The organism is Halorussus limi (genome assembly GCF_023238205.1).
In the GTDB taxonomy this organism is placed as follows: Archaea; Halobacteriota; Halobacteria; order Halobacteriales; family Haladaptataceae; genus Halorussus; species Halorussus limi.
Genome location: NZ_CP096659.1, coordinates 1,778,079 through 1,801,363, shown reverse-complemented (window position 1 = coordinate 1,801,363; position 23,285 = coordinate 1,778,079). Strand labels below are relative to the sequence as shown.

Genomic DNA, 23,285 nt, shown 5'->3' with positions numbered 1-23,285 from the left:
CCAAACATGATATGATATATAAAATAATTATAAGTAATACAATAAACTACGTATGAACACAGACACATGGTTCGGAAATCTGTTACGATACGTGAGGACCAAGCGGCTTTCGTCGAAGATACGCACCTCAACTTCAGCTCGTGGGCCAGGGATAAAATCAAAACGTGGTATGAGGAGGGGGAGGAGTTTCCATCAAGCCGCAAAAAACGCCAGGCCCCTATGGAGCGTAAGGCGATTCGCATAGGTGAGAATCTCGATGAGTTCCTGTACGAAGAGCGGGTCAATCTCAGCCATTTCCTCCAAGACCGTCTTGACGAGCGGATGGAGCTCGAACGCAAACTCGGGGGAGAATAATGTCGCTGGCGACCGGGCTAGATGTACTTTCTAACGACTCCGGTTGGCCAACCACCGAAGAGCTCCAGTCGAAGCTCACGAGAAAGATCCGTGAATACATGTCGAATGGGGCGTTCACGGTGATGGTCGCACCTACCTCAACCGGGAAAACGTACAACGGTGCGACGACCAACTGGACGGAGCTCCCCCACGCCACTGGCGACGAGCCCGTCGTCCACCTCCACTACAGTACCGACGCACGGGACAAAGCGGTCAGGAAGAGCAACGCTCACGACATCGACTACCACCGTCTCCTGGGCCGCGGCGAAGCGTGCAACACCTACAGTGGCGACTACGACGGCGTCGTGAACACTCCGACTGGTGAGCCGGCAAGCGAGTGGATGCACAAGCAGATGGAGGAGTCGGGGAACACGCTCAGCAAGACTCACCAGTACCTCGAAGACTACAACGACGGCGACCTTCCGTGCTGTCCGTGCCCCTCCATCGAACAGTGGTCGGACATTCCTCGCGACGACGACGGAGACCCGGCCGTGGACGTCGTCCACGCCCAGCACAACTTCGCCTACGTCCCGAGCCTGGTCCAGGACGTGAACATGATCTGGGACGAGCTCCCCAGCTTCAAGCGGAGTATCGGAGACCGGAACAACGACGACATGACACGGGCGAAGTTCCAGGACATCGTCACGGCGTGGCTCAAGAAGATCGACGCCCCCGTGAAGACGTGGGAAATGTTCGTCACGATGGCCGACGATGGGCTCGAATCGCTCTACGAGGTGCTCGACGACCCACCCCAGATCGACCCCGACTGGTTCATCGAGAACGACTCCGCCCACACACTGGCGCCTGCACTCACCAAGGCCATGTACCGGGCACTCAACGACGAGCCCGGGTCGCACGGCCGGCGGTCTGGATATGCGGTCAACGAACTCTCCCGATTCGACGCGAACGACGACGATGACTTCCGCTACAGTCGCAACCGAATCACGGTCGTCGTCGACAACGAGAACCGGCCGCAAGCGTACTGGGACATCCCCGAGATGGGTAACGCTCGGAGCATCATCTGTCTCGACGCCTGGCCGTCGATCCACGAGTGGCGGATGAACATCGGCGACGGCATCAAGTTCGACACGTTCATCGACGACGAGGCGTTCACCCAGTGGCGGGTCAACGAGCGAGGGCTGGAAGTCGTCCAGATCGGCACCGGGGCCAAACCCGCCTCCTCGGACTACGCCGTGACCCACAACGTCGACGAGACGGCCGAGAAAATCACGCTCGAGATGCTCCGTTACAAGTACGGTGACGACTTCGAATCCGTCATCTCCACGAACGCGATGGAGCCGATGGTCGAACAGCTCGTCGACGGCGAAGAGGTCATGCCCCGTGGGAGTACGAAAAGCAACGGCGCGTTCTCCCACCACAAGTTCGGCTACGTCACCCACTCCATCGACCCGGGCGACGACTACGTCCTCGACCTGCTGGCGGCCCGTGGTCTCGACGCCGCACCGTTGACGCTGTGCGGCCCTGACTGCGGCGGCGACGAATGCCCCGTCTGTGAAGGCAACCCCGAGCGAGTCGGCCGTGCGTTCGAAGGTCCCGACGCCGACAAAGCCAAGAAAATCCTTGACGCAGTCCGGAAGAACAGTACCGCTCAGGCGATCGGTCGGTACGCACGTGAAGACGACTCTCCTCGGGCACTCGTGTTCGTCCGCACGTCGATGATTCCTGACGGGATGGTGGACACCACGATCAGCACCCCGACGAAGTACACCGAGAAGCAGAAGGCCGTCGTTAACTACCTCCGTGAGAACCCGGCGTCGTCCGCGACCGAGATCGTCAGCGTATCCGGCACGCACGACAGCCCACAGGGCGTCCGACAGTTCCTCTCCACCCTGATGGATGTCGGGCTGGTGAACCGGGGTCCGAGCCCGCAGAAGAGCAACGAGTACCTCTACATGCTCGACGGCGACATCCCGGAGGATGGCTACCTCGACCTGACCGGGATATAGACCCTTACTTAAATAAAACAGCCAGAATCGACCGCACTCTGGCGATTTTCCAAACAGGCCGCGAAAGAAACCGTATATTAGAATACTAATACACGATCTCTTTCCCCGCCATCGACACAACCCACCGCCTTCCTGTGATTACACTCTTTCCTTTAAATGGGGTGCCGTAACCCCGAGAGGACGCACATGCCACCAGCAGCGGTGGGTAGCGGCGTCGGTGACTGTGACTCGACCAGAGGTGTCAATTTCAGAAAAGTGGGAAATCGGCGGAGAGTATCAGTACAGAGGCCGTTCTCGATACTGAATTCAGCTATTCATCGGAACGCTCGTCTGCATCGTCTGAGCCAAGCGAGTCGAGCCAGTCCGGGGTTGGAGGATCTTCAGAGGGAGGTACTACGTGAGGATCAGACATTGGCCAGACAAAGTATGCAGGTACAACAGCGTGAATATAGCTCATTTGAATCTCGCCGACAGAGTGATATATGTCCTTACTGGAGTAGCCCCCGCGCACATCGAAGGGTAATCTATCGACAGCACAGATTGCATTTATAAAGGGTTCAAGAGCGTCATTATCTATGGATTCCAGTATTGCTTCCTTATTTTGGAAGTACGGATTATCTGCGATTATCTCTGTCCGGCCTGCACCACTGGATTCATCTAAAAGAACCTCTCTTGGGTTTGATAATGATACCTCATCGCCACGCAGTCGTAGCTGAACGCTTCTCAGGGAATTGTGTTGCTCATACCACTCGTTGCCGAATACGGAACTAAGTGGGCTGTTATTTATTGGAATATCACTCATCATCAGTCCGCATTTGATTCTTGAGAGACTACCAGTATGATATTGAGCCTGAAACCAAATGAATCCGAAATCACATCGTGTTCCCGCGATAGCAATGGGTCGAGGGTCGCTGTTGTCCTCCCAGCCTAACAACTCAAGTGTTTTCTCAAGGTTTTGGATATCCTGAATATAGTTATCGGAATTTCTTCCGATAAGCTCCTTTGTTCCGTATTTAATCGCGTATCCAAAGTCAAATCCGAGATCGGCATTCAATTCCTCCTCGGCTTCCCTCAGTAATCCCTTCAAACCCGAAAGACCTCTTTTCTCAGCGCGCTTTTCCACATGAAAAGTCAAAGACTTGTGGAATGAATTATCAATATATGCCTTTGCTGGTACAACCAAACCGTGTTGATCTATATTTAGGATTGCCCGATGGTCAGGCGATTTTCTTGGGTCTGAGTCATTGAATAGCTGAATATCAGATGTCCTGACGGTGATTGACTCCTCAAGATCAACCTCCCCACTTGCTCCCGGCTGTGAATGCCTTTTCGTGAATTCTACAATGTCACTAGTAGCCATCTCGCGAGTCGTATCTTCAACACGGTGATATGGGACATATTCGTCGGAATCTCGATTATAGAACTCAATCGGATATGTATTAGAAGGCTGAATATCAATCCTTAGCAGTCGAGCACCCATCGACAACGTCTCTATATTTATCTCTGTTAGTCGGTCTAAGGGCGGTTTTGTGTTATCTCGGAATACGCTCGCAAGATCACGCTTGATTTCAGATCGAGCATCGAACGACTGAATAATATCTTCACGACTACCTTCACCCACTCCAACGACAATTGTCCCTCCGTTTGTGTTGGCGATTGCAGACGCTTTCTTCGCAAGATCGCGCTTACCTTCGGTGGACTCAACTATTTCCTTAGCTTTGAAATCTAATTGTTCTGACTCGGCCGACCCCGGGTTTGCCATAAACTGCTCCACTAATTCATCCAGAGTCCGATCCCGAGAATTCATGTACACCTCTAAAGAACCCTCGTGGTTAGTAAGTACTGGTTTTCTATATCCCGAGTCACATTTGCACCTGCTACTTACATGCCACCAACAACGGTGACTGAGCTCCACCATCTCTGGAGAACGCGGTTCGGGACTAACTTTTTATGGTGGCTCTTTGAAACGTCAGGTCATGGGGAAGAAACGTCGTTCCGACAAGCACCACGATATTGGCGATTCGAAACCCAGTACCGTCGGCGACAAGCGGCCATCACGTGACTCCGGCAACACACCGATGCAACGGATTCACAACCGTCGGCACGGTGAACTCTCCGTCCCCGAACCCTCTAACGAACACCACTCCACCCACGAGAGCGACCAAGAAGATAAGGAGGACGAGCGAGACCCCCACTACCAGAACAAGGAGCACCTCGCAGAGTTGCCTGAGAAGGCTCTCCGGGCGATGGAGAAATACTGAGTTATAGGAGACGGTCAACCACACTCTCGAACGTGTGGTCGTCGGCCAAATGGGCCAGTTCTGCGTTGTGGTCGGAGAGGGAGTATCGTGGTGTGAACGTCACCGAGCAGTACGAACCAGCCTCTTCGTACGGGAAGTAGAACTCCGTGTCTTTCTCCGAGATGTAGCCCGCGAATAAGTCGACATCATCTCCGTCGTATCCCTTCGTTCGAATCTGGTATGCTTGGGTCTGATTGGGCTTCTTCTTCGCCGTCTTTACTTGTATCTTGAAGAGTTCTCCGTCGTGGTCTCCAATGAGATCGTACGGGTACTGTCCGGGGGTATAACAGACACGACAATTGTTCTCGATTAAGTCCTGAGCTACTTTGAACTCTGACAGCTCTCCGCTTACGTGACCTGGGTTTCATACCATGTGATTACTAGAATCCATTCATTCCTCTATCTTAATCGTGGCTGAAATCGTAATATCGGACCTCTAACTATCCCTAACACACCTGTCATTTTCCGCAAATACAATATCCCCACCTATGGTATCGGATAACATGGCTGTACAGATTTCAGAAAGTGATGTCGGCAAACCCGTGTTGGATGCAGATGGTAATCGTGTTGGAACGGTCGCGGATGTCGAGGACGACATAGCGTATGTCGACCCAGACACCACTCTTACAGACCGTATAAAATCAAAACTGGATTTAGAAGAGTCCAGGAGAAAAACAGGGTACCCTGTATCAGAAGCAAGAATTGCCAGTGTGTCAGACGATGAAATCCGGCTTAAACGTGTAACCGTTACCAGCGGATCTTCAGTCGCTTCGTCAGATTCGGTAGATGATTCGAGTAGTTGGCGTCAACGTCTAAAGGAACACACCCAATTTCTCAGGTTCCTCGGCACAACATTATCTCTTTTCAAGAAATCTGAGGATACAGATGCATTTGCCGAGGCTCTATCAGAGGGAGATATCGAGAGAGCTCTTGAACAAACGGACATGACTGAAGAAGAGCTCGCTAAGCGCGTTGAAAACGTTGAGGATGAAGGTAAAAAAGCGTTAGAAGATTCCGAGGTTCGTGATGCAGTTCTTCAATATAAGGAGAAGGACAATGACAGACATTCCGATTGATTTTCCAGACCTTCCAGTACCGAACGACCCGGTCGGATTTGGCGTTTGTGCACTCGGGTGTGTCAATCAATTCCGTTCTGACTCCACGACAAGAGCTGATGGGGGCGAAGAGTCCAAGGAAGCAAGCACTTCTTCTGATGAGTCGTCTGTAGAAGCAGAACCGTCGTCTGAAGGTCAGACTGGAGATTCAGAGGTAGTACCTGAAAACCCTTCAAAGGACGAAGAACCCTCTAAAAATCCAACCGCCCAGAACCCAGTTTCTATTCCGGATGAAATTGAAGATCAGCTCGATAGCGGACGTCTTACTCCAGATCAAAAACAGCTATTGGTGTGTATCGGGGGTTGTTGGATTAGTGCACAATAATTCCGATTCAACCGACATGGTAGGTGGGGGTGAGATAATCACTTACGACGGAGCAAACCGCTGACGCAATCGGTAGATGCGGACAGTATCCTCAGGGTGGGTGTAAAGTAGCTTTCCCATAATCTGATTCCGGAGAGAATTATCACTCATGAGTGCGATTTCCTCGTATGCGTCGATGAACCCTTCTTCGCCCAGCTCGCAGAGCGCATGGTAGTCTGCGATGGTCTCTTCGATCCGGAAGAGGACCAGAAACGTCCCCATCATAGTGAAGGCAACGGCTGTCGGTTGCATCAGGTTGTGCAAAGATGCCCCGAGAAGGAGGGCTAATACAGCCTTGAGGAGTAGCAGACACCCGGCGGCAAACGACACGGCCATCCCAAGGAACACTCCCTTGTAGATTGGGTTTCGGTCTCTGTGGCTACACTCATGATGGAGCACAAGTCGTTTGGCCTTCTTCGACAGTTTCTCTGTCCGGGTTTTGTTCCAGATGATCGTGTCGAACGGAGTTGCTTGGCCAAAAAGAGCCCTGTCACTCCGAAACGGATAGACGGTGGTCGGTTCGTCCAGTAGTGAAAGCTCTTCTTTTTCCTCCGGTTTTGACCGTTTGAAGAGTCGGATGAACGATTGTGTAAGGAACGCTTGGATCCAGGCTATTATTTTCTCTGAATTAGGCACACTAATCATATAGATACTTACACTAAAGAGCTTTTTCCCGGTGCGACTGGGTGACCTAAGGGTCCGTCGAACACTCAGTCGACACCGAACTATTTGACGACGAATGCGAGCTCATCGACGCTGCGTAGTCTCTTCTATTCGTCGCGTATCCCTCGCCACGGAGCAGAAAACAGGCAACCATCTAAACCCCTGTACGTACGTACGGCCATGCGTGTACGTACAGACGCACTCTTCAACCCCCTCATTGAACCGTCTCCTCAAAGGCCGGTTTTTCGGTCCAGCGAGTGCTTAGGCCACTTTGACGCACACACTGATATAGCAAACCGGATAAGCCTCAGATGCTCTCTGGGTCAATAAGAAGGGCATGTTCAAATTGGACAAGTTTCAGGATATCAAGATGGTCGAGGTAAAGTATGAGCGAGAAGAGGATCGAGGGAAGAAGGTTTACCAAATTACCGAGAACGGCCAGTTATTGCTCAAGCTGCTCGATGAAGTGGAGATGGTCTCTATTCTGATTCGTACTGCTGACATTCCCATAGAAGCATTGGATGGCGTTTTCACCCAGAATTTCCAGTGCGAATGTTGAATTTCCATCTATGTCTCAAGGTTATCTGCGAGTAGAGTTGTTCTCAAACTCATGGTTTGAGTCAAGAGTACCGTCAGCTCTCGTCTTCTAACGGCTAAGATACTCCCAATCAAAAACGAACCTAGCTTTTTGTCACTACGTGCTGTTACTGGTGTATGTCCAGTTTCGCGTCACTTACCTCTCAAGACGTACGAGATTACTGGGAACATGAGGAACGCGAATTCACTCCTTGGCTAGCTGAGGAGATAGTAGCTGAAGACTCTTCTGAACTGGAGAATGTACTTGGCTTAGATTTAGAAGTGATTGAGCGCGAGAAGAGTGTCGGAAAGTACAACGTTGACATTTTTGCACGAGTTATTGATGATGGGCGGAACGTAGTTATCGAGAATCAGTTGAATGACTCTGACCATGACCACCTCGGTAAAGCGATAGCGTACGCTGCTGGGGTTGACGCTGACATCATCGTCTGGGTCGCCCCCAGATTCAACGACGAGCATCGAGATGCCGTCCAATGGGTTAACGAGAATAGTCGAGAAGGTGTAGACCTATTTGCGATTCGTCTCGAGGTATGGCGCATCGAAGACTCTCCACCCGCTGTCCGTCTGAATCCAGTTGAAAAGCCGAGTGAATGGAAGGAGAAAGCGAAACGGAGGGAGGGTGAACTGAGCGAAACGAAACAGCTTCAAGAGGAGTTCTGGACCGAGTTTCGGAATCGTATTCAAGCCTCATCATCTCCTCTTCGAGCACGAAAGCCAAAACCACGTCACTATTATAGCAATCCAATCGGGAAAAGCGGGTACCACATCTCATTCGGCATCTATTGGAAAGAACAGGACCTCAGACTTGAACTCATTATCAAGGACAATGAAGAGGCATTCCAAGGGCTGAAATCCGAGAAAGAGGCAATCGAAAGCGAATTGAGGACGGATGTTGAGTGGGTTGAACCCCGGGAGACACGTGGGGGTAATATGCGGAGTAATATTCGCGTGGCTCGTGAAGCTGACATCGAAAATCGAGAGCAGTGGGATGAGTATTTCGACTGGATGTTAGAATACGGCAAACGGTTTCATGACGTTTTCCCGGAACGGCTTCGCCAGATAGATTGAGTCTACATCGGCTCTTCTCGGTCAGGGGCGGTGACTTTGCTATTGCGGAGATTACTAAGCGTCCGGTCGTCGAACTCCGGATGGCACCAGTACGTGTACCCGTTAAGCGTCTTATCTCGGTCGCGATTCACAAGTTGGTGGAGAAGCTCTTTCGTGAGACCAGTGAAGGAGTAGGTGTTACCGTCATGTAACCATTCTACGTTGTCCTGCTGGCCCGTTTCACCCGTGATTCGCGCCCGCCAAAACTCATCTTCTGGGTTCCACTCCCGCTTGACTCCCTCAGGCACTTGTTCTTCGTCAAAGACAACGATATCACCAGGAACTAGAACGCCGCGATCAAGGAGGACGGGAAGCGCCCACTTACGGCGACTGGTTGACTCCTGTTTCTCTTGTTTCTCTCGTCGCTTGGTCATGTACTCCTCTGCTTCGGATACGGGGATGACCTGCTGGCTGTTCAGGAGGATTCGGTCTTGGTGTTCGTAGGCTTCAATACGGGTACAGGTAATCTCCATCCCGTACTCCTCAATGAGCCACATCACAGGCGAGGTAATTTCGGTTCCGAAGCTCCCCGCAGCCAACAAGATTCTAGGCTTATCGTCGAGCTCGAAATTCGCCCATCCATTGTCCGTCAGGGGGACCTCTCCAGTGACGCTGTCGTCTAAGAAATCTGCGAACGTTTGACCGACTTCCTCAGGTCCGATGGAGTCGTCGTTCCGGTCATTCCAGAACTCCCGATGGTCTTTCTGGATGTCCTCGGCCGTGAGGGTCGCGCAGTAGCTAGCATACTTGATAGCTTGGAGATCCGTAGTTCGATCCGCACGGTCCCGTTTCAGTTCTACAATGACTAGCTTACCCTGTGAATCTAAGGCGAGGATGTCTAATCGGTCGCGTGTATCCTCGAAATTAGCGTACTCGGAAGTGATGATGAGGAGATCCTCTCCGAGGATTCGTGGTTCTTCGATAGCCCACTTTTGGAGATCCTGGCGCTCAAGGAAACCTAAATCCGCGAGATCTTTCTCCTCTATATCCTCGAGAGTACCCTCATCTCCGCTGACACTGAATATCACAGCATTGACTAACAGTCAATTTTATTTCAAAGTGTGCCTTCGGCTCTCTTTCTTACGGCTGCGATAGGAGGATTCACAGGAATTATCTCAAATCGTCGATGGTATCCTAATCAGCACTCTGCACTCAAAAAGCGGACTCCGCAATAAAGGTGATAGAGCTACTCAGATTCAGATGAGTAACTACCTACGAGTCGGCTCCAAAACGACGGAGTATTCTCTCCTCGACGAGGCCCCTTAGAGACACGCTGACCCTCGAAGGCCGACTTGTTCTTATCCATCTTACCTACACGTATGGCACCTTGCTTGTTATACCTTTGGATTAGGCTGAGTTAGTCCTCAATAGTCCATGTTGTATATCCAATAATTTGACATTGCGAGCACTATGGCGATCAGCATCCATAATAGAGTATCAGTGATGAATCTGCTGTGCCGTGATACAATAGATAGCGATTGGATTAATAGCAACTGAAGTTGCTGAATGTAGAGTATTCCACCTAGTACAATACCCGTTAAGAGTACTATCCCTCCTGTATACCAAATTATACTAGTGGAAGGGAATACGGATAATTTGATTGCTAATAAGGAGAGTGGTAATATAACTACTAATATTAGACGAATCGACAGTAGATGAAGTTCTTGCATATGGACTGCAGCGAGGAACACTCCAGAGGAAAGGAAAGCGAGAGCGTCTACTGAAAGTAAAATTGTGTATGTAATCAATTCTCCGTTCTTCTCAATAACAGCATCATTAGAGTCAATCCACTTTCCGTACCCTTTCGACAACCTAAGTAGAAGGTCCTTCTTATTGTAGTCTTCACGTAATGTGTCGGCAATAGCGCTTTTTTGTATGCCGATTAGGAGGTCCGACGAAGTATATGTCACACCAGCGGAGGCAATCGAAATTAGCAACAGTAGAATACCGCTTCCAGTGTTGAGACTAACGAAATAACTCAAATCGGGGATGCTGTTTTTAACTGCAATTGAGAGAGCTCCGATTACCACACTCAAGAGTAGTATATTTGCCCGATAGATGCGTAGAGCCTTATCATCGATATCAGTGATTGTATCGATTTGGTAGGTAAGTGTTTCCTCCGCTTCTTCAGTTAATTCTTGGAGAGCGGGGACTGTTGCATCACTATCCTGGACGGCAATCTCATAGTCTGATTCGTTACCGTCCATTTCGTGTGTATCTAACGGAGTAAAGAGTATAACAAAATTGCGAAAAAGAGAGATGTAGAATGTTCGTTTACATACAACAAAAAGAGAGCAAAACCTAGCGGACTTCGCCCACTAAGAGATTATTGAGGAAGACAGAGGCGGTTCTGCTACTCTCCAAGAAGAGATGAACGGCCCAATAAGAGAATTCAGTAATTAAGGCGATCCCCTTCGCAAAGTGCTAGCTACTCTTCGACATCGAAGTGCTGATTGAGTCGTTCGAGGGTGAATTGATTTCTTAGCTTCGTCACGGTGTTCTGGTTTGCGTACATCCCCGTCTCCCAGTACGCTTCGTGAATTGGTCGGGTATCCATCCACTCAACGCCGACCAGATACTCGCGGAGAGCTTCATCCTCCGCGTTCTCGTCCATCGCAGGCGCATCTAACTCGGCATTAAGGATACTCTTTGTCCCTTCCTCAGTTTCGACCTCAAACTTGGCAACAGGCGTCTTTTCTTGCGTTACCGTCCCAACACCAACGTATCCTTCTGTAGGGATATGGACGAAAACTCGGTCTCCTAGTGAGAGTTGACCTAGAGTTCGACTATACCACTCTCCTTGGCCTCCAGAAACAAATCCGTATTTTCGTGCATCTTTCCACGAACGGTTTTTCCCTTGCCCGAAGGAGACGTAATAGTCGCGACCGTTCCATGCTTCACGCTTACTCGGTGGTTCTGGCGTCTCCTGTGGATCAATGAGCCACGTTCGTCCGATATACTCTCGTCCATCGTCTTCATAGTAATTGAAGCGAACAGCGTTGACTGGGACGCTGTACTCCTCTGCGAGATATTCCACAATTCGCTCTGTCGCGGCATCAAGCTCTGAAGCAACAATCGTGAGGCTGTGAGTCTGGTTGATGTCCTCCGGAACACCGGATTCACCCTCTGGTCGTGTAGAGCTGAACTTCTCGCTGAACGCCTTTTCGAATTCACGCTCATCGTCGAAGTCCTCAAAAATCTCGGTGATGTCGTCGTATGTTAGTCCCCGGACCCACGACGCATAGTCGAGGGCCTGAGCGACGACGTCTCTGGGAGTCCGATCTCGCTTGAGCTCAATGAGATGGAGGTCACCCTCAGCGTCTATCCCGAGCAAGTCAAGTCGATTTCCGCTGGCTGTCCGGACCTGCTGGCCAATGATAAGGATATCGCGTCCCAGCATGTTCGGATCTTCTGTGAGGAGTTCTTCGAGGCGGGATTCGTCGTCCAATTTGCCTGCAGATAGACGTTGGAAGTCACCTTCGTCCATCCGCCAAAGACCGAACTCAATTGGCATATTTTATCGTCGCAAGTGAGTGGTATAATACCAACGATAGTATAGTTACAAATAGTCGTCAGAATGAATCAGTCACGTGCTGTCTGCTTCGAGCGTTGTTGCATGTTTCTTGTTTTCTGGGTCATGCTCAGATACCAGCAATCAGAAGGCTCGAGTGTGGGTCGACTCCCGAAGATGGGTTCGTCTTGATTCGAGTTCGTCTCGTCATCTCCGTACAGTTCGCGAGCAACGAAATCCCCTGTATTGGTTGGTATTTGACAATATCGTCGAGTGGGTCCTATATGTCTATCATTGTGACGCTGCTATTATTAGGGACGGAGGTAATGCTTGAGCTATGGCTGAAAACGACCAGGCGACGTTACCTGGTACGGAACCTGATCTACTCACGCTCGATATTCTCGAAAAACATCTGTGGGCGGCCGCGGACAAACTCCGTGGAAGCATCGATTCGGCCGACTATAAGAACTACATTTTCGGGTTGCTATTCCTCAAGCGGGCTAACGACCGATTCGAGGAGGAGACTGAGGAGGTCGCCGAGGAGTTCGGAATCCCGGTCGAGACCGCCAGAGACGACCGAGACCTCCACGAGGAGTTCTGGATACCCGAACGCGCCCGGTGGGAGCAACATCAAGGCCCAAGAGACCGACGTCGGCGCGGCGCTAAACAAGGCTCTCGCGGCGGTCGAAGATGAAAACGACCCCATTGCCGACCGTGTGCTCACCACGGTCGATTTCAACGACAAAGAGCGGTTGCCCGACTCACTGCTCTCCGATCTCGTCTCACACTTCTCGAAGCACCGCTATCGGAACGAGGACCTCAAAGACCCCGACATCTTCGGGCGAGCCTACGAGTACCTCATTCGCGAGTTCGCCGACGACGCTGGCAAGAAAGGCGGAGAGTTCTACACGCCCCGCGAGGTCGTCCGCCTCATTGTTAAGTGCGTGAATCCGGAGCCGGGCCACCGAGTCTACGACCCCTGTTGTGGCTCCGGCGGGATGCTCATCTACTCCGCCGAGCACATCCGTAAGTCGGGCGGCGATATGACGGACATATCGCTGTACGGCCAGGAGAAGAATCTGAACACATGGGCCATCGGTCAGATGAACGTCCTGCTCCACGAACTCTACGACGCCAAGATCGAGAAGGGCGACACCATCACGGAGCCCAAGCGCGTCACGAAACACGACGAACTGGAGGTGTTCGATCGGGTCATCGCGAACCCGATGTGGAACCAGAAAGAGTGGAACAAAGATTGGGTAGAGGACAACGAGCCGTACAATCGATTCCCGTACGGGCTCCCTCCGTCGAATCGCGGCGACTGGGCGTGGATTCAGCTCATGATCGCCTCACTGAACGAGACCGGTAAGGCGGGCGTCGTGATGGACAACGGCGTGCTGTTCCGCTCGCGTTCGGAGAAGAAGATCCGCAAGCCCGTGCTGGAAGACGACCTCGTTGAGGCCGTGATCGCGCTACCGGAGAACCTGTTCTACAACACCTCATCGCCGGGCTGTATCCTCATTCTGAACAAGGACAAGTCCGAGGAGCGCGAGGGCAAGGTTCAGTTCATCTACGCCGAGGACCAGACACTCAGGGAATCGGACGTGCAAGTGTTCAAGGAGCTTTCGAATCAGAATCAACTGACCGACGAGGGCGTTGAATACCTCGCCGAGACATTCCGGACGGGACGTGAAGAGGACCACCATAGTCGGCTTGTCGACCTTGAGGAAATTGAGGAGAACGACTGGAACCTGAACGTGCCGCGATACGTCGATACGACCGAACCCGAGGAGCCAATCGACGTGAGTGAGAAGCTACGGGAGTTGGATCGACTGGCCGAGGAGCGTCAGAAAACCGACGAGGAACTGGAGCAGTACATGAAGGAGTTGGAGTACCGATGAGTAAAGGCGAGTACAAAGACGTTCAAATTGGTCCGAAGACGACCAGTATACCAGAAAGCTGGGAGGTTAAGCCCCTCGAAGAAATATTCGATCTATATGCTGGGGGGGACATCGAAGATAGTCAATACTCCGAAACAAAAGACGAGGCTCATCCATATCCTATTTATGCAAATTCGACAGAAGATAGTGGGTTGTATGGATATTGCTCCGATTTCCAATACCCAGAAGGATCTGTAACAATCACTGGACGTGGAGATTTGGGTCATGCCGTCTATAGGAACAACAAATTTAATGCCGCCGTACGGTTGGTTGTTCTATCACCTTCCGAAGATCTCGATGGTCGATTCTTTGCATATTATATAAATGGTAATGTGTATTTCCCGCCAGAAAGCACTGGTGTTCCTCAATTGACGAGACCGCAAGTAGCAAAAACCAAGGTTTGCTTTCCACCACTCCCGGAACAGCGTCGCATCGCCGACATCCTATCGACGGTAGACGAGCAAATCCAGCAGACAGACAAGATTATTAAGGAGACAAAGGAGTTGAAACGTGGACTCATTCAGGACATATTTGATCTGGAGACGACTGGTGAGTCTTCGCGTAATACATCAGGAATCTCTCTTGAAGAAGTTCCAGAAAAGTCCCTAAGCAATCACGTTTCAGTAATTTCGGGTGTTCACGTAAAGTCCGACAAAGTTTCAGATGATTCTACAAAGACCCCATATCTTACTGGACCTGATGACTTTGATGAATTTGGATTTTCTGTGACTAAGTTCACAGACGACCCACCCAAGTTCTGTGAGCCTGGTGATACTCTTGTAACAGTGAAAGGATCTGGATGTGGGAAAACGACATTTGCAAACAAGCGCGCTTCAATCAGCCGTCAATTAAAGGCATTAAGAGCAGACGGGTCTCTTGAGGACTACTATCTCTACTACTGGATGCAGACGAAACAAGAATTACTGTCGATACTGGCACAAGGAACGTCGATTCCTGGTTTATCCACGTCAGACTTGACTACCCTTCGTATTCCTGTCCCTTCGATGGAGACACAAGCGCAAATAGGGAATCTCTTATCGAATGTGGATGAAAAAATACGACAGGAAACACGTCACAAGGAGGGACTCCAAGAGCTCAAACACGGCCTTATGCAGGACCTCCTCACTGGGAAAGTCCGCGTCAACATCGACTAACCATGCCTAATGAGTACGTCGAGTCTGAACGGCCAGCTCTCAACGCGCTCCAGCAACTCGGCTGGGAGATCATCGACCAGCAGCAGTCCACTTGGAGCGATCCCCGCCAGACGGAGTCCTCGGCTGTACTCGAACCGCGCCTTCGAGATGCGATCAAGCGCCTGAACCCCTGGCTCAACGAGAACAATCTGAACAAGGCTGTCCGCGAGATCACGCAGGTCGCCGGGACGAGCACGATGGACGAGAACGAGCAGATCCACGAGAAGCTCGTCCGCCACATCTCCGTCGAACAGGACCGCGGCCACGGCAAGCAGCACCAGACGGTCCAGTACGTCGACTATGAGAACCCCGAGAACAACGACTTCTTCGCGCTCAACCAGTTCCGTGTTGAGGGGCCGGTGGAGGTCGTCAAGCCCGACATCGTGCTGTTCGTCAACGGCATCCCACTCGGCGTCGTCGAGTGTAAGAGCCCACAGATCCCGGAGCCACGCTCGGAGGCACTCGACCAGCTCACCCGCTACCAGAACGAACGCGACGGTGAGGCGGAGGGTGCCGAAGAGCTATTCCGGTACAATCAGTTCTCAGTCGCTATCTGGATGGAGGGCGCGGTTATGGGCACGTACGGAACCCCGAAGGACCAGTACAAGCCTTGGCGGGACGCCTACCCGCTGGAAGACGACGAACTGATCGAGCTGTTCGACCTCGACGGCTACCTCCCGGACCAGTACCGGATGTTGTACGCGCTGTTCGAGCCCTCGCGCTTGCTCGACCAGTTACGTCACTTCACGGTGTTCGAGAACCGACAGAGCGGCGCAATCAAGATGGTCGCCCGCTACCAGCAGTATCGGGCGGTCCGAAAGGCGCTTGAACGGATCGACAAGCGCGGACGGCGCGAGGCACAGGGCGGTGTTGTCTGGCACACCCAGGGCTCTGGTAAGTCACTCACGATGCTCTTTCTCGCGCTGAAGCTGCGCCGGAACGAAGATGATCCGACACTTCTGCTGGTTACGGATCGCCGGGCGCTCAACGACCAGATTCACGCGACGTTCGAACGCTGTGGCTTCCCGAATCCGAAGAAAGCTGAGAGCATCGAAGACCTCCGTGACCGACTCTCGTACGATGCCGGCGAGACGATCACGACGCTGATCCACAAGTTCCAGACCACTGACGACGAGGAGGACTTTCCGGTGCTCTCTCACAACGAGAATATCTACGTGATGGCCGACGAGGCTCACCGGACGCAGGACAAGGAGCTCGCGAACAATATGCGGACCGCGCTTCCGAACGCGTTCTACGTTGGGTTCACCGGTACCCCCATAGAGAAGGACGAGCGCAACACGCGCCGGACGTTCGGAAACTACATCGACACGTACACGATCGATCAATCACTGGAGGACGGCGCGACGGTCGAGATCCTGTATCAGGGTCGTCTTGCAGATATCCATCTCGAAGGTGAGACGCTCGATCGCCTGTTCGATCGCATCTTCTCGGACAAGACGGACGAAGAAAAGGCGGAGATCCAGAAGCGATACGCTCGCACGCAGGACCTCGCCGAGGCCCAGCCTCGCATAGACCGAGTCGCATTGGATATCATCGAACACTTCGAGAACGAGGTGCCGCCGCCGTTCAAGGGGATGGTCGTCACCACAAGCAAGGAGGCCGCAATCCGGTACAAAGAGACCCTCGACAGCTTGAACGGCCCAGAGTCGCGGGTCATCGTCTCCGAGGGACACAACGACCCTGAGCACATCAAGAAGTGGACGCCAAGCGATTCCGAAAAAAGCCAGTACAAGGAGTCATTCGTCGACCCGAACGGCGAGGTCGACCTGCTCATCGTCTGCGACATGCTCCTGACCGGGTTCGACGCACCGGTGGCCCAAGTGATGTACCTCGACAAGCCGCTGCGAGAGCACAGCCTACTGCAGGCAATCGCTCGAGTGAACCGACCGTTCGAGGAGAAGACCCATGGTCTCATCATCGACTACTACGGCGTCTCGGACGAGTTGAAAGAGGCGCTCGCGATGTTCAGCTCCAAAGACGTTGAGCGAGCGATGGTGCCGGTCGAGGACAAACAGCCCGATCTTGAGGCGGCCCACAGTAAGGCGGTCTCGTTCTTCGACGATCTCGACGACGTCGAGCAGTGCGTGCAGTCGCTCGAGCCAGACGACCGCCGGATTGAGTTCAAGAACGCGTTCAAGCGGTTCTCCCAACTGATGGACGTCGTTCTTCCGGATCCCATGGCGAACCCCTACCGGGAGGACCTTGAGCGGCTCAGCACGATCTACGGGAAAGCGAAGGAACGCTACCGCGATGAGACAATGAACCTCGAAGGGGCGGGAGCAAAGGTCCGCGAGTTGATTCAGGACCACATTACGTCACGAGGTATCGAGGTTCTGAACGACGAACCCGTCTCGATTATGGAGGAGGTCGAGTTTGACGCGAAACTTGAAGCCTTAGAAAGCGACGAAGCTCGTGCGAGTGAGATGCAGAATGCGATCAAACACGAGATTAACGTCCGGTTCGACGAAGACCCGGTGCAGTACGGCTCTCTCAGGGACCGACTCGAAGAGCTCATCGAGAAGTACCGAGAAGGGCGATACAACGAGCGCGAGACTATCGAGGAGCTTCGGGCACTGATGGACGAGATCCGTTCCCGCGACAAGCAGGCGCGGAACAAAGGGCTCCGTGACGAAACCGATCTCTCGTTCTATCATGCCATTGAAGACGTACTGGATGAGCACGATGCTGGCGAGGAAGATCTCATTTCGCTCACCGCTGATTTGGTTGGAACCGTTGAGGGGTTTGTGACGAAGGTTGAATGGAAGGAGCGGACGCACCTGCAGAATCAGATGCGGAAGGAAGTGACAGGGGAATTGTATCGGTCTGAGATCGACATCTCGGGTGATGAGCGCCGGGAGCTAACCAACCGCGTCATCGAACTTGCGCGAAATCATTACCAATGAGTGAACGCTTACAACGTCGGTATCATATTGGTCAGACGGTCGTTCCATACACGATTGATTGGTCCGAAAAGCGGGAGACGATGGAACTATCGATCGACAAGTCCATGGAGCTGACCGTTACGGCCCCGATGACTGCGACGGTCGCGGATGTGGAGGAGGTACTTGAGTCTCGCCAGGAGTGGCTGCTTCAGAAACTCTACGGGCTAAAAGAGCAAGAAGGGCCGCCGTATCCGAAGGAGTACATGAGTGGGGAGAAACTCCAGTACCGGGGACGACAGTATCCGTTGGAAGTCGTTGAGGCGGATGTTCCCGAGCCGACGTTGTCGTTCGATGAGCAGACGTTCACCCTTCGCGTCCACCACTTTGACGGAGACGTGGACGACGTGAGCGTTCGTCGAAAGCACCAAGCGGTCGTCGACTGGTTTATCCAGCGTGCTGAGGAAGAACTCCCGGACCGAGCGTCACGTTTTGAATCGCGATTGGGGCTTGACGATGTGCCAGTATGGGTCGGGGAAATCGACGGTCGGTGGGGTGAGTACGACAACGAAACCGTTCGTCTCAATTGGCGGTTGATCTTCGCACCTGTTCGGATCCAAGATTACGTTCTCGTTCACGAATTGGCCCACTCAGTGCATGATGAACACTCAGGTGCGTTCTGGAATACGGTTGGTGCTCTTATTCCCGACTACGAGGATCGCCGTGAATGGCTCAGGGTGAACGGGAACTCTCTGGCAATCTGATCTGTTCAGTTCTGTCTGGGACACGCGACGCCGTTTAGTATCAATTGTCGTGCTCGTGTATGTACGTACGGCCGTGCGTGTACGTATAGATGCAAGTCCCTTTCCCTGAAAGGCGTGGAACGGAGTGTTCTCGACCGTGGAGAACGGTCGAGCAATGAAGTTGCTGAGCCTACCAGCAACTCCGCCACAATCGTACCACGCTCCCAACCATAGCCTTTGGGCATACCCAGACGAGCCATATGCCACCAGCAACGTCTGATTCAGCCGCTTCTGGTGGCACGGGCGGGGTCAAGTCGATCGGGGCACACCCAGTAGCCTTGCCGATGGTCGACCATGCCGAACCCTTCCATGTACGTGAGGGTGTCGTCGAGATTGTCGAGCGGGATGCCGGTGTAGTCGCCGAGCTCGTAGACGGACATTGGTTCTTGGTCGAGGAGTCGTAGGATGACGGCGACTCGAGGCATGGAGATAGGTCACGGTAGAAGCGATTGTAAAGGCGAGCCAAGGAGAGTGGAAGTGAATCAGAAATATCGGCTCCTGCAATAGTCGTATTGCGAGACGGGAAAACAACCAAAACGTCTATTCTATCCCAAAACTATGGTGTCGAAGGAATTTGAATCGGCTCTTCGAGGAGCCGATAGGGTACATCTTCCAGCTAAATGCTTTCTCTCGAATATATGGCGAGAAAAGCATGACTACCAGAACGATGCTCAATATAGTATTAGTACCGAGCAGCAGGATACTAATGACACTACTATACTGGCCGATCTCGATATAATCTTGAACAAGAGAGGTGATTTCTCCGAAATTAACGACTGCTAATAGTGTTGTAATGACAACTACTAACCCCGCAATACTTCGCATATATTGTGAAGAGGTGCTCAATTGTTTAGAAATCCGTTTATAGTACCTGATTTTCTCATCGAGTTGTTGGGATAGATCCTCGAATATCTCTTCCTCTTCTACTGAGGATAAATTGCCGTCAACAAATCTCTGAATGTACCAACCACTATCACGCTCTTCTCCATGCGTGATTAGGATTTTTTCGTCTAATCCTGTTTTCGGGAGACAGACATAATCTGCATACTCTGCTTTAATCCCGTACTGCTCGATCTCAGGACATTTATCAGCTACTTCAGTATACGGTTCGTAGCCTGACCTTTCAAAGTAGTCTCGAATAGCCGTTTTTATCTCGGTTCGATGATTGCTAACGAACTCCTCGTCATACTCAGCGAAGACCGCAGTTGTCTTATTTTTGATTGCGGACACCTGGCCGAGTAACTTCCCGCGGAACTCCTCTGAGAGTAGTTCTCGCCAGATGAATTGATGTTCCGAGTACTTATCGACTGCAAAGTCTCGTATGAGCACTGGAAACTCCAAATCAAATGGGTCAAGATTACTATCCAAGTAGTTCTGGCGCTCACAGAAAAATTCGAAAACTACTCGCCGCTCGCCAAAATCTATCTTAACCCGGTATACCCCGTCTATGGGTGCTTTCTCTTCTACGTTTTCAAGAGGCCCCCCACGACGCGCTGAATCAATGGTCTCTGAAGCAATTGCTTTCGGATTTAACGTATGTACAGTCTTCTTGACTCGCTTTGCATCGTCATGGTTACAGATACCGAATGATTCACCGCAGTCCGAGCACCAAGACGTCTCTTTCGTATGAAGATATGTCTTAAACGAATTAAAGTCGAACCGCTCAGAGTCGGGGGCGTAAGCTTGAATCTCTTCTTTTGTGAAGTACTGCTTCTTTAGTTGGACCTCTACCGAGACCTCCGATATGCAGTTATCCAGTACATCAGCTTCAACTCTGGAGATCATACTTCTCAATGAAGGTTTGGAGTAGTCCCATAGCACCGTTCAGTGTTTCGGAGTCATCCTTCTCGACCCATTCATCTATTATTTGCTTTAGTTTAGAAGCCATAAACATATACTCCCTTTCCCCGACTTCGGGAATATTATACTGTGCATACAGAGTGAAGAACTCCTTCACTTTATCAGGCCAAAAGTACGGCACCGAGTCATCATCAAAGACAAGATCTTCTTGTTCTCTTGCAATTTCGTAGAGGTGGATTCCAATATTCGCGAATATCATTTTATGCATGTGGCTTTCTATGACAGCATCATTAGAGATATCGAGTTCAGACGACAACAGTTCGTCAAAAGCATGATTTACTCTCTTTTTATGCTTCTTTCTCTGGGCATCTAGCTCGAGTTCATGAATGTAATCTTTGAGAAGGTCATTTAGTGAATTTAGGTAGGGTGAATATGATTTTGCAATTGAAATTGCATTTACGATTTCGTCAAATTCGCTAGGCCTTACTTCACTTGTAGACGTTACGTGACCATCTTCAAAGAAGTTGAGCTGTATTGCACGGGTTCGCTTTGGCGAATCCTCATGCGTAACATAGAACTTTACCTTTCGCAGATTACCTGCTTCTTCGGCCTCTTGCACTAGTCTGGTATCCAACATTTGCTCGTCGCGAGACCCAGAAAAGTCTGCTTTATCTAACCCTACGAGTTCGAATTTATAGCCATACGCAGAGTTCTTGCCATCGAGCAAATACTGTATGGCTAGCAATTCCATCCCTTTTAGATTCAAGGACATATTAGTCATCGTCCACCTCCTCCGAATCTTTAATTTCCGGACTATCATTAATCACCGCTAGAATAATATTGAAAATCTCTGTTTGAAGTCGGGAAGGTACCTCTGAGTTAGAGACGGAAATGATTCTCTCGTTTTTGTAAATCCTTGCCTCTACCCGACGTTTGGTCGGGATACTCACTTTCTGATCTTCCGGGATTTTTTGAACTAGATTTCCGTCTTCGTCCATGACGGTAATTGGGATTTCCTCATCAGACTCATATTCCTCAATGTGTGTTGCAGTATTGAATCTCAAATCGATAGTGTTCTCTTTTATATCAATTTCATTCAAGTAGAGTGGTTGAGTCAAAATGAAGTCAAAGGGCTTCTCAAGTGGCCCATCGGTGAACTTGCTCAAACTATCCCCGAGACCATCTAAATCGGCACTTGGCGGGATAAAGAATAATTGCTGATTAAATCGGTCACCATCTCTTCCATAATCTTCAAACATCTTATCGATAAACTCATCGTACCGTTCCTTGGAAATATCTTCTCGGATAATATTAAGAAACTCCTCACGGCCCATATCGTGGACGTCATCAGGAGTGAGTCTCGTCCCGCTGAGAATATTCAGTACTGGTGGGTTATCAACGGTGAACTCTTCAGCCCGAATTCGATTCTCTTTCTCTTGTTGAGTGTATTCCTCCCGAAGGAAGAATTTATTTTTTGTCATTCTTCACCAATATCTGTGGAAAACGGGGAGTCTCCGGCAACTTCCTCCAGCCGCCATTGGATTTCGTCTACTTGAGAAATAGCTTGATGTAATAGATTATGTGGCTTTAGAAGTTGCTGGTAGGCATCTTCTACATCTCTTGCTTTGACAGTTTCTCGGTTATCTCTTTTCGCAACATCAACAGAGCTAGCCCACATTTGGATGATTAGTTGATTGAGTTTCAAAATCATCTCATCTCGTGCATCTTCCCCAACCTGAAGCTCAGATTCCTCGCGAAGCATATCCCGAAGAGTTGTCGTTTCGATTGGTTGAAAACTCTCGTCTTCCTCATCGGAATCTTGATCCTCTGGGTCAGATTCCACCTCTCCTTCTCCAGTCTCTACTTGACTCATTATTCGTCACTGTCGCTCTTGATATAAATAATGTATGATTAGCAGTCTGTCGAGATTCCGATGTAGCTAACTTACAGACTGCTCCTTCAACTGATCGTGATCTCTGGCGGTAGGTCGATATGGAGGAGGAGTGTCTGTATTCCTGTCAAACCCGATTTAGAGGTATTATATATAATTGAGAAATGTTCCGGGCGACATCGGTCCCGTTCGGACAAACGTCTGTAGTCATACAATGCTGATGTAAGAGACGGTTCAGACGTGCTATTGATCTTGCTTAAGGGTACAGCGTCAATGCAATTCTTTATGAGGGGATAACTGCGAATCGGAGAACCGAATCCTAAACTACTTCAGACAAAGGAGATACTCACTTCCAACTGTCTAAGCGGCGTGTTTGCAACTTGCGGCGTAGCGTCTCCGGCCATCTTGGCGCTCATCGCTTATGTCAGCCTCACGCTGAAGGACGTGATTGACAATCTTCCATCCGCAACGGGCGGAGAAATGTTACTTTCATTTCAAGTACTCAATTACTAGTAGATAAATCATCGGAAGTCCAGAAGTGAGGCAAGAGTTTCGTTTCCGGCACTACGGGGCCCCCATGCCACCAGAGCCGTTGACCTTAGTCGCGACTGACTTGAGAGGCGTCTCTCACGGTTTTAGCCTTCGCCCGCCTTCCCTTGATATGGCTTTCAGCGTGGGCTGGTACAGCTCCAAAACGAGCTTACGAGCTTGCGTACTGGGACAGAATTCAGGAATGACCAC

The 23,285-nt window shown here is 51.0% G+C and carries 22 protein-coding genes; 11 read left to right on the top strand and 11 right to left on the bottom strand.

Going from position 1 to position 23,285, the window contains the following annotated elements:
- Window positions 1–66: 66 nt before the first annotated feature.
- Both M0R89_RS09235 and M0R89_RS09230 read left to right on the top strand, forming a co-directional pair.
- Window positions 67–354 (top strand): hypothetical protein, encoded by a 288-nt coding sequence (locus M0R89_RS09235; RefSeq protein WP_248648791.1) that lies wholly within the window; start codon window positions 67–69, stop codon window positions 352–354.
- The gene (locus M0R89_RS09230; RefSeq protein ID WP_248648790.1) at window positions 354–2,360 is read left to right on the top strand and encodes a hypothetical protein; all 2,007 of its coding nucleotides are present in this window, start codon (window positions 354–356) and stop codon (window positions 2,358–2,360) included. Before M0R89_RS09235 ends, M0R89_RS09230 begins: the two co-directional genes overlap by 1 nt.
- Before the next feature lie 310 nt (window positions 2,361–2,670).
- Here M0R89_RS09230 and M0R89_RS09225 read toward each other — a convergent pair whose 3' ends face one another.
- A complete protein-coding gene (locus M0R89_RS09225; protein ID WP_248648789.1) occupies window positions 2,671–4,167 on the bottom strand; it encodes an AlbA family DNA-binding domain-containing protein in 1,497 nt (498 codons plus the stop codon).
- A 169-nt stretch (window positions 4,168–4,336) separates the two neighbouring features.
- Between M0R89_RS09225 and M0R89_RS09220 the strand changes: the two genes are divergently transcribed.
- The gene (locus M0R89_RS09220) at window positions 4,337–4,621 is read left to right on the top strand and encodes a hypothetical protein (protein ID WP_248648788.1); all 285 of its coding nucleotides are present in this window, start codon (window positions 4,337–4,339) and stop codon (window positions 4,619–4,621) included.
- Between the two features lies 1 nt (window position 4,622).
- Here M0R89_RS09220 and M0R89_RS23425 read toward each other — a convergent pair whose 3' ends face one another.
- Window positions 4,623–5,000 (bottom strand): group I intron-associated PD-(D/E)XK endonuclease, encoded by a 378-nt coding sequence (locus tag M0R89_RS23425; RefSeq protein ID WP_368408867.1) that lies wholly within the window; start codon window positions 4,998–5,000, stop codon window positions 4,623–4,625.
- Between the two features lie 163 nt (window positions 5,001–5,163).
- Between M0R89_RS23425 and M0R89_RS09215 the strand changes: the two genes are divergently transcribed.
- Both M0R89_RS09215 and M0R89_RS09210 read left to right on the top strand, forming a co-directional pair.
- Complete coding sequence (locus M0R89_RS09215; protein WP_248648787.1) at window positions 5,164–5,736, top strand: DUF8593 domain-containing protein; 573 nt, start codon at window positions 5,164–5,166, stop codon at window positions 5,734–5,736.
- Window positions 5,717–6,100 carry a hypothetical protein gene (locus M0R89_RS09210; protein WP_248648786.1) on the top strand — a complete coding sequence of 128 codons (384 nt, stop codon included), beginning with the start codon at window positions 5,717–5,719 and terminating at the stop codon, window positions 6,098–6,100. The genes M0R89_RS09215 and M0R89_RS09210 overlap by 20 nt, the downstream gene beginning before the upstream one ends.
- Before the next feature lie 42 nt (window positions 6,101–6,142).
- Here M0R89_RS09210 and M0R89_RS09205 read toward each other — a convergent pair whose 3' ends face one another.
- Entirely contained in the window at window positions 6,143–6,775 is a 633-nt protein-coding gene (locus M0R89_RS09205; protein ID WP_248648785.1) for a M48 family metalloprotease, read from the bottom strand.
- Between the two features lie 397 nt (window positions 6,776–7,172).
- Here M0R89_RS09205 and M0R89_RS09200 point away from each other — a divergent pair, with 397 nt between their 5' ends.
- Together M0R89_RS09200 and M0R89_RS09195 are read left to right on the top strand one after the other, a co-directional pair.
- The gene (locus M0R89_RS09200; protein WP_248648784.1) at window positions 7,173–7,361 is read left to right on the top strand and encodes a hypothetical protein; all 189 of its coding nucleotides are present in this window, start codon (window positions 7,173–7,175) and stop codon (window positions 7,359–7,361) included.
- 155 nt (window positions 7,362–7,516) lie between these two features.
- Entirely contained in the window at window positions 7,517–8,467 is a 951-nt protein-coding gene (locus M0R89_RS09195; protein WP_248648783.1) for a DUF4268 domain-containing protein, read from the top strand.
- Between the two features lie 2 nt (window positions 8,468–8,469).
- Here the strand turns inward: M0R89_RS09195 and M0R89_RS09190 are convergent, their stop codons facing one another.
- The 3 genes from M0R89_RS09190 to M0R89_RS09180 form a co-directional block, all read right to left on the bottom strand.
- Window positions 8,470–9,534 (bottom strand): endonuclease NucS domain-containing protein, encoded by a 1,065-nt coding sequence (locus M0R89_RS09190; RefSeq protein WP_248648782.1) that lies wholly within the window; start codon window positions 9,532–9,534, stop codon window positions 8,470–8,472.
- Window positions 9,535–9,870: 336 nt separating this feature from the next.
- On the bottom strand, window positions 9,871–10,713 hold the full coding sequence (locus M0R89_RS09185) for a hypothetical protein (RefSeq protein WP_248648781.1): 843 nt from the start codon (window positions 10,711–10,713) through the stop codon (window positions 9,871–9,873).
- 221 nt (window positions 10,714–10,934) lie between these two features.
- The gene (locus M0R89_RS09180) at window positions 10,935–12,020 is read right to left on the bottom strand and encodes a DUF8606 domain-containing protein (protein WP_248652240.1); all 1,086 of its coding nucleotides are present in this window, start codon (window positions 12,018–12,020) and stop codon (window positions 10,935–10,937) included.
- A 281-nt stretch (window positions 12,021–12,301) separates the two neighbouring features.
- On the opposite strand from M0R89_RS09180, the gene M0R89_RS09170 reads away from it, so the two are divergent.
- From M0R89_RS09170 to M0R89_RS09155, 4 genes are read left to right on the top strand one after another with little or no spacing between them, the layout of a single operon-like run.
- Window positions 12,302–13,918, top strand: a complete 1,617-nt coding sequence (locus M0R89_RS09170) for an N-6 DNA methylase (protein ID WP_438267682.1) — start codon at window positions 12,302–12,304, stop codon at window positions 13,916–13,918.
- Window positions 13,915–15,111, top strand: coding sequence for a restriction endonuclease subunit S (locus tag M0R89_RS09165; protein ID WP_248652237.1), 1,197 nt, complete (start codon window positions 13,915–13,917; stop codon window positions 15,109–15,111). The genes M0R89_RS09170 and M0R89_RS09165 overlap by 4 nt, the downstream gene beginning before the upstream one ends.
- A gap of 2 nt (window positions 15,112–15,113) precedes the next feature.
- Window positions 15,114–18,074, top strand: a complete 2,961-nt coding sequence (locus M0R89_RS09160) for a type I restriction endonuclease subunit R (protein ID WP_248652236.1) — start codon at window positions 15,114–15,116, stop codon at window positions 18,072–18,074.
- A complete protein-coding gene (locus M0R89_RS09155; protein ID WP_256478554.1) occupies window positions 18,071–18,814 on the top strand; it encodes a M48 family metallopeptidase in 744 nt (247 codons plus the stop codon). Before M0R89_RS09160 ends, M0R89_RS09155 begins: the two co-directional genes overlap by 4 nt.
- 260 nt (window positions 18,815–19,074) lie before the next feature.
- On the opposite strand, the gene M0R89_RS09150 is transcribed toward M0R89_RS09155, so the two are convergent.
- The 5 genes from M0R89_RS09150 to M0R89_RS09130 form a co-directional block, all read right to left on the bottom strand.
- On the bottom strand, window positions 19,075–19,233 hold the full coding sequence (locus M0R89_RS09150; RefSeq protein WP_248652234.1) for a hypothetical protein: 159 nt from the start codon (window positions 19,231–19,233) through the stop codon (window positions 19,075–19,077).
- A gap of 160 nt (window positions 19,234–19,393) precedes the next feature.
- Complete coding sequence (locus M0R89_RS09145) at window positions 19,394–20,638, bottom strand: hypothetical protein (protein WP_248652233.1); 1,245 nt, start codon at window positions 20,636–20,638, stop codon at window positions 19,394–19,396.
- The gene (locus M0R89_RS09140; RefSeq protein WP_248652232.1) at window positions 20,622–21,434 is read right to left on the bottom strand and encodes a hypothetical protein; all 813 of its coding nucleotides are present in this window, start codon (window positions 21,432–21,434) and stop codon (window positions 20,622–20,624) included. The genes M0R89_RS09145 and M0R89_RS09140 overlap by 17 nt, the downstream gene beginning before the upstream one ends.
- Entirely contained in the window at window positions 21,427–22,134 is a 708-nt protein-coding gene (locus M0R89_RS09135) for a hypothetical protein (RefSeq protein ID WP_248652231.1), read from the bottom strand. Before M0R89_RS09135 ends, M0R89_RS09140 begins: the two co-directional genes overlap by 8 nt.
- A complete protein-coding gene (locus M0R89_RS09130) occupies window positions 22,131–22,526 on the bottom strand; it encodes a hypothetical protein (protein ID WP_248652230.1) in 396 nt (131 codons plus the stop codon). Before M0R89_RS09130 ends, M0R89_RS09135 begins: the two co-directional genes overlap by 4 nt.
- Window positions 22,527–23,285 lie beyond the last annotated feature (759 nt).

Coding starts and splice junctions, on each gene's coding strand:
- M0R89_RS09235 (WP_248648791.1), top strand. CDS start 67: ATGGTTCGGAAATCTGTTACGATACGTGAGGACCAAGCGGCTTTCGTC.
- M0R89_RS09230 (WP_248648790.1), top strand. CDS start 354: ATGTCGCTGGCGACCGGGCTAGATGTACTTTCTAACGACTCCGGTTGG.
- M0R89_RS09225 (WP_248648789.1), bottom strand. CDS start 4,167: ATGAATTCTCGGGATCGGACTCTGGATGAATTAGTGGAGCAGTTTATG.
- M0R89_RS09220 (WP_248648788.1), top strand. CDS start 4,337: ATGGGGAAGAAACGTCGTTCCGACAAGCACCACGATATTGGCGATTCG.
- M0R89_RS09215 (WP_248648787.1), top strand. CDS start 5,164: ATGGCTGTACAGATTTCAGAAAGTGATGTCGGCAAACCCGTGTTGGAT.
- M0R89_RS09210 (WP_248648786.1), top strand. CDS start 5,717: ATGACAGACATTCCGATTGATTTTCCAGACCTTCCAGTACCGAACGAC.
- M0R89_RS09200 (WP_248648784.1), top strand. CDS start 7,173: ATGGTCGAGGTAAAGTATGAGCGAGAAGAGGATCGAGGGAAGAAGGTT.
- M0R89_RS09195 (WP_248648783.1), top strand. CDS start 7,517: ATGTCCAGTTTCGCGTCACTTACCTCTCAAGACGTACGAGATTACTGG.
- M0R89_RS09185 (WP_248648781.1), bottom strand. CDS start 10,713: ATGGACGGTAACGAATCAGACTATGAGATTGCCGTCCAGGATAGTGAT.
- M0R89_RS09180 (WP_248652240.1), bottom strand. CDS start 12,020: ATGCCAATTGAGTTCGGTCTTTGGCGGATGGACGAAGGTGACTTCCAA.
- M0R89_RS09170 (WP_438267682.1), top strand. CDS start 12,302: ATGTCTATCATTGTGACGCTGCTATTATTAGGGACGGAGGTAATGCTT.
- M0R89_RS09165 (WP_248652237.1), top strand. CDS start 13,915: ATGAGTAAAGGCGAGTACAAAGACGTTCAAATTGGTCCGAAGACGACC.
- M0R89_RS09160 (WP_248652236.1), top strand. CDS start 15,114: ATGCCTAATGAGTACGTCGAGTCTGAACGGCCAGCTCTCAACGCGCTC.
- M0R89_RS09155 (WP_256478554.1), top strand. CDS start 18,071: ATGAGTGAACGCTTACAACGTCGGTATCATATTGGTCAGACGGTCGTT.
- M0R89_RS09150 (WP_248652234.1), bottom strand. CDS start 19,233: ATGTCCGTCTACGAGCTCGGCGACTACACCGGCATCCCGCTCGACAAT.
- M0R89_RS09145 (WP_248652233.1), bottom strand. CDS start 20,638: ATGATCTCCAGAGTTGAAGCTGATGTACTGGATAACTGCATATCGGAG.
- M0R89_RS09140 (WP_248652232.1), bottom strand. CDS start 21,434: ATGACTAATATGTCCTTGAATCTAAAAGGGATGGAATTGCTAGCCATA.
- M0R89_RS09135 (WP_248652231.1), bottom strand. CDS start 22,134: ATGACAAAAAATAAATTCTTCCTTCGGGAGGAATACACTCAACAAGAG.
- M0R89_RS09130 (WP_248652230.1), bottom strand. CDS start 22,526: ATGAGTCAAGTAGAGACTGGAGAAGGAGAGGTGGAATCTGACCCAGAG.